8 protein-coding genes are annotated in these 9,784 nt (G+C 65.4%); 2 read left to right on the top strand and 6 right to left on the bottom strand.

Going from position 1 to position 9,784, the window contains the following annotated elements; genetic code table 11:
- Positions 1-228 precede the first annotated feature (228 nt).
- The 4 genes from VGK32_12040 to VGK32_12025 form a co-directional block, all read right to left on the bottom strand.
- Complete coding sequence (locus VGK32_12040) at positions 229-861, bottom strand: TetR/AcrR family transcriptional regulator (GenBank protein ID HEY3382494.1); 633 nt, start codon at positions 859-861, stop codon at positions 229-231.
- A gap of 416 nt (positions 862-1,277) precedes the next feature.
- On the bottom strand, positions 1,278-1,802 hold the full coding sequence (locus VGK32_12035) for a DinB family protein (protein ID HEY3382493.1): 525 nt from the start codon (positions 1,800-1,802) through the stop codon (positions 1,278-1,280).
- 57 nt (positions 1,803-1,859) lie between these two features.
- Entirely contained in the window at positions 1,860-4,787 is a 2,928-nt protein-coding gene (locus VGK32_12030; GenBank protein HEY3382492.1) for a carboxypeptidase regulatory-like domain-containing protein, read from the bottom strand.
- 462 nt (positions 4,788-5,249) lie between these two features.
- Positions 5,250-5,648, bottom strand: a complete 399-nt coding sequence (locus VGK32_12025) for a hypothetical protein (protein ID HEY3382491.1) — start codon at positions 5,646-5,648, stop codon at positions 5,250-5,252.
- A gap of 309 nt (positions 5,649-5,957) precedes the next feature.
- Here VGK32_12025 and VGK32_12020 point away from each other — a divergent pair, with 309 nt between their 5' ends.
- Entirely contained in the window at positions 5,958-6,395 is a 438-nt protein-coding gene (locus VGK32_12020; GenBank protein HEY3382490.1) for a DUF6526 family protein, read from the top strand.
- 73 nt (positions 6,396-6,468) lie between these two features.
- Here the strand turns inward: VGK32_12020 and VGK32_12015 are convergent, their stop codons facing one another.
- Complete coding sequence (locus tag VGK32_12015; protein ID HEY3382489.1) at positions 6,469-8,589, bottom strand: M3 family metallopeptidase; 2,121 nt, start codon at positions 8,587-8,589, stop codon at positions 6,469-6,471.
- Between the two features lie 139 nt (positions 8,590-8,728).
- Between VGK32_12015 and VGK32_12010 the strand changes: the two genes are divergently transcribed.
- Entirely contained in the window at positions 8,729-9,142 is a 414-nt protein-coding gene (locus tag VGK32_12010; protein HEY3382488.1) for a DUF5666 domain-containing protein, read from the top strand.
- Positions 9,143-9,160: 18 nt separating this feature from the next.
- On the opposite strand, the gene VGK32_12005 is transcribed toward VGK32_12010, so the two are convergent.
- A complete protein-coding gene (locus VGK32_12005; protein ID HEY3382487.1) occupies positions 9,161-9,769 on the bottom strand; it encodes a LysE family transporter in 609 nt (202 codons plus the stop codon).
- Positions 9,770-9,784: the final 15 nt, after the last annotated feature.

The following is a 9,784-nucleotide window of genomic DNA, read 5'->3' as shown; positions in this document are numbered from 1 at the left end:
CAGGAGAGAAGACCGATCCAGGAAGGATTCATTCGCAACACGTCGACCGCGGTTCAGAAAGCTGCGGTTCTACGTGATCGCCCACAACCACGGGCGCCGCGACCACGTTCGGCACGGGCGCCGGAGGCAGAGTCGCCGGCCGCGTGCAGCCGGCCGCTGGAAGCAGGAAGGCGAGACAGGCGATCGTTCGGAAGACGGGAACGGAGGAAAGGTTCGCGTCGTGGCATCTCATCGGCAGAGTCCTTCCAGGAAGAGCTCCAGGATCGCGTCAATGGCATCGTCCAGCTGCGGCGGGTCTTCGAAGTCGAGGAGGTGCGACTCGACGCCCCGCAGGCCGGAGATGATGAGCAGCGGGACAGATGGCGAACTGATCTTCTTGAAGACGCCCCTACGCGCGCCTTCCGCGAGAATCTTCCGAAGGATCTCGACTTCTTCGTCGAGGAGGTGCTGGAGGTACCGGGCCGCGAGCGGCAGCGACTCCCTCAGTTCCGCGGCGCCCTTGTTCTCGATGATCTCGCCGACTCTGGCACTGACCGCCCTGAAACTCGTCCTGAGCGCCGCAACGAGCTTGGCCCTGGGGTCGCCCGCCGCGCCGACGGCGGCGCGAATCTGCGCGAGCACCTTATCGCCCTCGGCTCGGACGACCGCGGCGAAGATCTCCTCCTTGCTGGAGAAGTAGTGGTACAAGGCGGCCTTGCCGAGCCCGCACGCCTTGCCGATGTCTTCGATGGTGGTCTTCCGATAGCCGTGCCGGGCGAAGATCTCCCGGGCCCTCGTCCGGATCTGCTCCTGCCTGGCCACGTAGTCGGAGTCTCCGAGTGTCGAGTCGGCTCTCGTTCGAGGACGTTCGGCAGCGGTCATTGATGCGTCTCCAGCGTGAAGTGTCCGGGAGGGGGGTATCGTTGTTCAACTCATCGAACAATATGGTTGAATGTTCGAATCGTGTCAAGGCGCTTGCCGTGGACGCCAGGATTCGAGTTCACCGAAGGCCAAGGTCGGATCGCGGACGGGATCGGACAGATGGCGGCGGGCGATCAGGAGCAGGGAGCGCTCGGGGAGACCGGCGCGTGGGTCGTGAACGAGCAGACGCGGTGGATCATCTCGGGCCAGGAGAGCGCACGGCGCGAGTGCTGCCCCATCGGGCTCGACGCTCCAGGAGTCGTTCCACGGCAGTCATCGAGGAACCTCCTGGCAATACGGGCCCAGTCGTCCGCGAGGCCGTCACGTGCGGCCAGGCCCGCCGCCGCTCCGTCCGGTGCGGCTCTCCTTCCCGCGCTTCACATTCCGTATAGATCGCCCGTGTTCACGTTCTGGCCCGACAGCTTCAGGTAGTAGAACAACTGCCCCTTGTGCTGGCCCAGGTGCCCGATCATGTTGTAGAGGTGCTGGAAGAGCGTGACCTTCGGGCCACCCCAGGGCGCAGGGAAACGGTCCGCGAGCAGCTTCGATTCGTCGAGCGCACCGAGCTGCTTCATGGCCAGCGCTCGATCCTGCGCGAGGAGCTGCAGCGCCTGCTTCACGCTCTCGACCGTGGGCAATTGCGAGGCGGGAGGCAACATGTCCTCGGGCTTCATGTCCTCGAAGCGTACGCCGTCCGGCAATCCCCAGTCTCCGGTGATGAAGCCCTTCATGGACATGCCACACGAACTCGTGCAGTGCATCAGCACCTGGCCGACGGTCATCCAATTCTGCCCGGTGGCCGGTTTCCACGCGAGCATGCCCGGCTCAACCCGCCGAAACAGCGCCTCGGTGGTGCCGTACATGACCTCAGCTTCCTGCCTCAGAACGTCGATCAGCGTCATGACAAACCTCCTGCCTGGAGTGTCGAACCGGCGATGAGCCGGCCCCGACCCTCGCCCTCAGAACTGGAACCGGATCGCAAACTCCGCCTGGCGCGACGGGGCGTTGATGTTCGCGAGGATGGCGTTCACCGAACCGAACGTGGGCGGCTTCCCCGGAACATCGGCGGCGCCCGGGTTGGACGCGGGTGTCGCGAAGTTCGCGCGGTTGAACACGTTGAACAGCTGGGCGATCAGCTCGATTCGAGAGGTCTTCCCGAAGGTGAAGATCTTCGAGACGCGCGCATCGACGTTCATGAAGCTCGGGCAGGCGATGTCTCCATCGGAGACCGGCGCCAGGCTCCGCGAGGCCCGGAACGTGTTGATCGCGTTGAGGTCGAGCGAACCGCAGCCGCTGCGGAACGCGACGCCGGGCGGGTTGTCGCCCGAGTAGCCGTCCTTGTTGATGTCGAGCGACGAGGCCGGGTTGAACGGCAGCTTCGAGCGGAAGTCGGCAATCGCGGACGCCTGGACGCCGTACGGCAGTTGCACGATACCGCTCACCACGAGGCGGTGGCGACGATCGGCCGCCGAGGCGCTGGTGATCTCCTGGAACCCGTAGTAGTCGCCCTGCGTGTTGCGCGGCATGATGTCCGTCGCCTTGGCGAGGGTGTACGACACCATGTACTGATACCGCCGGCTCAGCCGCTTATCGAGCTTCAGCAGCAGGGCCTTGTACTCATTGTCCTGTCCCGATCTCAACTGGGAGACCCGGGCGAACTGCGGATACGGACGCACCTTGGTGACCGGGTCGGGCAGGTTGAGATCCGGGCGTGTGGGATCGACCAGGTCTCCTTTGCGGTAGGTCAGCAGCATGTCGGCGCTCAGTGCCATGTTGCGTGTCAGCAGGTACGTGAAGCCCGAATTGACCTGGTGCGCGTACGCGTTCTTGAAGCCCGGATCCATCACCCACATGTTCGGCGTCTGGAGGTAGGACGACCGCGGCTTGCCACCGAACGGGTTGCCGAACGTCGGATTGCTGATGACGATCTGCTGGGTTTGCGGCCACCAGATCTCGTCCATGTTCATCAGGGTCCGAACGTTGTCGTAGAAGACCCCGTACCCCGCGTGGACGTTGAGCCGTCCCTTCGATGTCGGGTCCCAGGCGAACCCAATCCGCGGGCCGAAGTTGTTCGCGTCGCCTCGATTCTGCGAGTCCTTGTACCAGGTGTTGAACCAGTCGGTCCCGGCCGGGTATCCGGCCCCGGGAATCCGCTGGGCGACCAGGTCCTGCAGGTGCGGCAGGTTCTCGTTGAACGAGCCGATCTGCCGGTCGTAGCGGATCCCGAGGTTGAGCGTCAGACCTGCGCGGGCCTCCCAGTCGTCCTGCACGTAGAGCGCGAAGTGCTTGGTGGGCACGTTTGCGTATCGGGGCAGGCTCTCCGTGTACTGGATGGGCCACGTGGTCTTGTCGTTCGGATCGTAGGGCTTGTCCTTCGGGAAGTTGTACTGGCCGAGGGGAACGCCCAGGTTGTCGGCCTCGAACGGGATGTAGCTGATGTCGAACCCGAGCTTCCACTGGTGCGTTCCGCCCCAGCCCGTCTTCAGGATCGAGAAGTCGTCCTTGATCTCCCATCGGCGCTCCGGCCCCATCTGGCTGTTGCCGCAGCCACCCACGATGATCGATGGGTAGCTGTAGACCGTCGAGCACAGCCCCGTCCGGTTCGTCCCGAAGTCACCCGGCTGGAGCGACCCGTGGCTGTACGGCGCCGACACCTCGTACTTGCTGTAGGCATACTGGAAGCGGGCGTCGTTCAGCATCCGGTCGTTGATGACCCAGGTATGGCCAACGACCGCAGATTGGCGGGGCACGGCGAAATCGAACGAGGCGGTCGGGTGGGTGCGCCCGCCGCTCGTGATGATCGGTCGATACTCGTTCTCCTGCGCCACCCGCACGAAGATGGACTGGCTCAAATTCAGTTGATGATCGACCTTGGCCGTGTACGTCCACCGGTTCTGGTCGCTCGGGTAGGTCCCTTCGTACTGCGGCCAGAGCCCGCCGGCGAACACCGTGAAGAACTGCTTCTCCTTGGTCGCCTCGACCGCAAAGAAGAAATGGGTCTTGTCCTTGACGATCGGGCCGCCGATCGTGGCCCCGTACTGATAGCGCCGGTAGTCGGGTTTCGGCTTGTTCTGCAGTTCCTGGAAATACTCGATCGCGGTCAGTGACGCATCGCGCAGGAACAGGAGCCCCGATCCGTGCAGGGTGTTGGTCCCGGACTTCGAGACGACCGTCATGACGCCGCCGGTGGCCAGCCCGTACTCGGCCTTGTAGTTCGACGTCGAGACCTTGAACTCGCGAATGGAGTCCATCGCAAAGTTCTGGCGCGGCTCGCCCATCTCCGCCCAGGTGTTGTTGACGCCGTCCACCATCGACATGTTCGAGTACTCGCGGGTACCGCCGCCGATATTCGCGTTCCCGCGGTAGAAGAATCCCCGGATGTTGTCCTGCGACGTTCCGGGAACGAGCATCGCGAGGTCGATCCACCGGCGTGAGGCGACCGGCAGGTCCTGGATTTGCTTGTTGGACACCGCCGTGGCCACGTCGGAACGGCTCGTGTCGATGATCGGCGCCTCGCCGGTCACGGTCACGGTCTCGGCCACGGTCGCCGGCTTGAGCGTGAAGACGACCACGGCCGTCTGCTCGATCGTCAGCAGGATGTCGGGCCGGCTCTCGGTGTTGAACCCCGACAGCTCCACGGTCAGGCTGTAGATCCCCGGCGGCAGGGCGGGCAGGCGGAACTCGCCCTTCTCATTGCTGACATTGACCCGCGTGAGCCCGGACTCCTGGTTCTTCGCGGTAACGGTGGCGCCGGGGACGATCCCTCCGGACTGGTCCTTGACGCTCCCGATGATCTGGGCGTTCTGGGCCCATCCATCGGAAGCCGACACGACAACGAGGAGTAGCGCGAAGGAGCCTGCAGCGGCCAGGGCGCGTAGCGGATTCATCTGGGACCTCCGAGGGAGTCGCGAGGTGACGAACCGTACCCGGAATGTGACGGTGAACGCGGACACTCTGGCGCTGCCGGACCCAGATGTCAAGTCCGGCCGATGCCTCTGTCCGGCCGACGCCTCCCAACGAGGCCTGGCACAAGCGCTCGGAGGTTGGACCGGCGTCCGAGGCCGCGTCAAATGGCGGCACGCCGCAAGCTCGAACGGCCGGTTGATCAGTGGCGGGATTGAGTCGGTCGCCGTGACGACGCGTTGGTGCGGGTCACGGCGCAGGCGGGTGAGGAGACCACGGTCGCCGGTCGTTTCGAACGAAACCGCCGACGACCGTGTGCCTGGGATCCCCCACGCACACTGGCGCATCGAGGATGCGTCCGGCATCGCCGTGCCGCAATGCCGGCCTGCGCTCCGGACGTCACCGTCCGGACGCCGGCCGGGGCGAAACCGCGCGGGGAGAGAGGGTCAGCCCTTCTTGGTCAGCTTCACCTTGACGTGGCTGTGCTTCTCCTTCGCGGAGTGCAGCAGGAACCCGTCCATGCCCGGAATCCAGACCTCGGACAGGAAGTACAACTCGCCGACCTTGTCGAACACCACCTTCCCGTCCGGGAGGGGCGGCTCGGGCTCCGCCAGCCGCGTCACCACCAGGGCCATCGTCGCGGCGCCTTTGGGGGGCGTAATAGTGACGCCCATCTGGTCACCGTTCGGGCGCAGTTCGTACTTGCCCGGCTGGTGCACGACGGAGCCCACCCTGAAGGCGAACGGCGCGTCGAGGATCGCGGCGTCCTGCGCGTACGCGACCGAGGCGCCAGCCGTAACCCCGACGGCCAGTATGACGATCAGGATTCGAAGCAGCTGTCTCATTTCTTCCCCTCAATCTCGTGGGCCGTTCGATGACGAGCACGGGCACACGCGACCCTCGGGTGTGCCGGGGCTGAATTCGCAGGGCTGATGACGACCTTTTGTAAGTGTCTACGACCCGACTGGAATAACTGTTTCAGGTCCCCGAGCCGGCGCGGCTTCATCTCCAGCCGACACCGACGTCGGTCCGCGAGTCGCGCTGACGGAGACGGTTGGAATTGCGCTTCAACGAAGTGTCAGCGGAGTGGTTCGAAGGAACGGTATCATAGGGGGCGTCGCTCGGTGGAGAGGATAGCAAGCCAGGAGGATGTCATGGCCGATCGCCCACAGACCTTCGAGAACCATGCCCGCTTCGTACCGGGATTCCACGGTGTCGCGTTCGGGCTTCTTGTGATCAATCTGCTCTGGAGCCTGTACCGGGTCGTCAGGCCCTCGGGTATCGACACGATCATGCAGTTGCTGCTGGCCGTCGCGCTGCTCCTGCTGTTCGTCTACGTCCGCCAGTTCCCGCTGACCGTGCAGGACCGCGTGATCCGGCTCGAAATGCGGCTTCGCCTCGCCCGACTGCTGCCGCCCGAGGTGACTCCTGCCATCGACCGATTCACCGTGGACCAGTTGGTGGCCTTGCGATTCGCGAGCGACGAGGAACTGCCCGCGCTGGCCCGCCAGGTGCTCGACCAGAGTCTGACAGACCGAAAGGTCATCAAGAAACTCGTCAAGAACTGGCAGGCCGACAACCTTCGAGCATAGCGGGAGGATCGGGGCGGCCGACGGCGTCGTCCGCCGCCTGGCGGCCCTACCGCCCCTCTTTCGCCTGAGTCGCCTACTTCAACCCGCGGGCTTTGAGCAGCGGCTCGACGCTGGGCTCCTTCCCTCGAAACGCCTTGTAGAGCACCATCGCCTCTTCGGACCCGCCCTTCTCGAGCAGCACGCGAAACGCCCTGGCCGTCGCCTCGTCGAACAGCCCCTTCTCCTTGAACGCCTCGAACGCGTCCTTGTCGAGCACCTCGCTCCAGATGTAGCTGTAGTAGCCGGCCGCGTAGCCTCCGCCCTCGCCGAAGACGTGGCTGAAGTACGGACTGCGGTAGCGGACGACGATCTCGGGCAGCAGGCGGATCTTCTCCATCGACGCCTTGTCGAACGCCGCCGTGTCCTGCTCCCCCGCCATCGTCAGCGTGTGCCAGTCCATGTCGAGCAGGCACGCTGCCAGGTACTCGACCGTGGTGAAACCCTGGTTGAACGTCGCGGACTTCTTGATCTTCGCAACCAGGTCGGCGGGAATCGGCTGGCCGGTCTTGAAGTGCGTCGCGTAGAGCTTCAGCACGTCGGGTTCGAGTGCCCAGTTCTCCATGATCTGCGAAGGCAGCTCGACGAAGTCCGTCGGCACGCCGTTCAGGCTGCGGTAGCGCACGCGACTGAGCAGCGTGTGCAGGGCGTGGCCGAATTCGTGAAACAGCGTCCGGACGTCCTCGAGGCCGATCTGCGAGGGCGCGGCGCCGACCGGGCGGGGGAAGTTGCAGACCATCGTGGCGATGGGACGGATGTCGCGGCCGCCCATGACCCACTGTGGTCGGAACCTGTCGCTCCAGGCCCCCGAGTTCTTGCCCGGCCTCGGATGGAAGTCGGTGTAGAGCACGCCCAGGTGCGAGCCGTCGCGGTCCTTCACCTCGAAGGTCGCCACGTCCGGGTGGTAGATCGGGAGATCGGTCCGGCGGGTGAATGTGATGCCGTACAGCTTGGTGGCGACCGCGAACGCACCGTCGCGCACGCGATCGAGCGAGAAGTACGGCCGCAGCGACTCCTCGTCCAGGTCGAAGCGGCTCTTTCGGATCTTCTCCGTGTAGTAGCGCCAGTCCGATGCCTCGAGCGTGAATCCGGGATGCGCCTTCGCACCGATCTCCCGGAGGGCCGCTGCTTCCCTGATCGCCATCTCGCGCGCCGGCACCCACACTCGATTCAACAGGTCGTAGACGGCCGCCGGCGTCTTCGCCATTTCCTCCTCGAGGACGAAGTCGGCGAACGTCTTGTACCCGAGCAACTTCGATCGCTCCAGGCGCAACGCGGCCTGGCGCGCCGCGTTCTTCTTGTTGTCCCACTGATCGCCGTGGTCGCACCGGCTCGTGTAGGCCGCGAGGATCTGCCGCCGCAGTTCCCGGTTGTCGGCGTACGAGAGGAACGGCCAGATGCTCGGTGACTGGAGGCCGAACACCCACTTGCCCGGGAGCTTCGCGGCCTTCGCCGCCTCCGCCGCAGCCGCGATGATGTCGGGCGTCAGGCCCGCGAGGTCCTCACGCCGCTCGATCACGAGCTGGTAGGCATTGGTGTCGTACAAGTGGTGCTCGTCGAACGCCACGCCGAGCGAGGACAACTCGGTGTTGATCGCGCGCAGGCGCGCCTGCCCCGCGGCGTCGAGGTTGGCGCCGTTCCTCACGAACTCCTTGTAGGTGTCGTCGAGCAGCTTGCGCTGGGGCCCGCTGAGGCCCAGGCGCTCGCGCTGTTCCCACACCGCCTTGACGCGCGCGAACAGCCGCGGGTTCATCCGGATGTCGTCGGCAGTGGCCGACAGCATGGGCGCGACCTCGCGGTTGACCGCCTGAAGCGCCTCGCTGGTCTCCGACGAGGAGAGGTTCTGAAACACCGCTCGGACCTTCCCAAGCAGCACCCCAGAGTTCTCCAGCGCCTCGAGCGTGTTGGCGAAGGTCGGCGGCTCCGCATTCGCTGCGATGCGTTCGACCTCCTTGCGCTGCTCGTCGATGGCCACCTTGAACGCAGGGAGGAAGTGCTCCGGCTTGATCTCGTTGAATGGCGGCGCGCCAAACGGCGTGGTCCATTCCGTCAGCAGCGGGTTGACCTGGGACACGGGAGCCTCCGGCTTCTGCGCACATCCGGCCACGGTCATGACCAGGGTGAGAACGACACACGAACTGAGAATCGGTTTGAACATGACGGCCTCTCGAGGAGGGTGCGCGGCCGGACCCAAGAGGGGCCCGGTCACAAACCTCGGAAGCATAACACCGTGAGGGTGGCTGCCTTGCACAGGGAGAGGCCACGGGGCGAGGTCACTCGGTTCGTGGCGGCCCAAAGTGGGCGCTCATTTCCAGCTCAACAACGTACCGCCCGGCGATGTCCGCCTTCATTTCACCGCGACGGGCGTGAACGCCAGCGCGATGCTGGCCGGCGTCGCCGATCAGCAGCACGTGCAGGTCACCCTCTCGGTGAGCGGCAGCACCGCCACCATCCTCGCCGACGTGCGCGACCTCTCCGATTCGTCGGTCGAAGTCGAGGGTGCCGTCGCCGCGGTCAGCGGGGCCTGCCCGGCCGTGACCTTCACTGTGAAGGGTACGAACGTCACCACGGGCCCGATGACCACCTATTCAGGCGGTATCTGCTCCACCATTACGGCGGGCGCCTCGGTTGAGGTCCGCGGGCTCATGCCGTCCGACAAGACCCTGGCCGCCTGGTCGGTCAAATTCGACAAGGGTGGCAACGGGAAGTAGGTGATCGAGAACAATGGGTCACAGGTAGACGCCGGCGATGAACTGATAGACGCCGAGCGCGGCGAGGATGACCGCGGAAATGAAGACGAGTGCGCGCTGTCCCCGTGGAGGCAGCAGGCGGGCCGATCCGGCCAGCACGATGAAGCCCGCGAGGCCGGCCACCATGACGGCGTAGAACGACACGACGAGGGCCGCCGCGTGCCCGGCGCTCTGGCGCCACGCGCTGACGAACGCCGGCCCCATCACGAGCGCCCAGCCGAGGTACGGGCTGGGGTTCAGCAGGTTGACCGTCGCCGCCTGCAGCAGCGTGCGCGGCGCCGAAACGCGGCCGGATTCACGAGTGCCCGAGGTGTCGCGCAATTGTCGAAACGCCGCCCACGCGAGGTAGAGCAGGAGCAGACCACCGGCCGTCCGCAAAACCTGCTGACCCGCCACGGGAAGCCGGCCGAGGACGAGCAGAACGAGCACCGCAATGGGGCCATCGCTGAGCACGGGCGAGAAAGCGGCAGGCAGCGTTCGCCGCCAGCCGGCAGCGGCCGCACGCGAAAGCAAGAACGCCTGGAGCGGACCGGGCTGGACCACTGCCGCGAAGGCGAAGCCACCGCCGAGGAAAACGTATTGGAGCATCCAGACTCCCGGACT

It is taken from the genome of Vicinamibacterales bacterium (genome assembly GCA_036504215.1).
In the GTDB taxonomy this organism is placed as follows: domain Bacteria; phylum Acidobacteriota; class Vicinamibacteria; order Vicinamibacterales; family Fen-181; genus FEN-299.
This window is presented reverse-complemented; position numbering and strand designations above follow the sequence as displayed.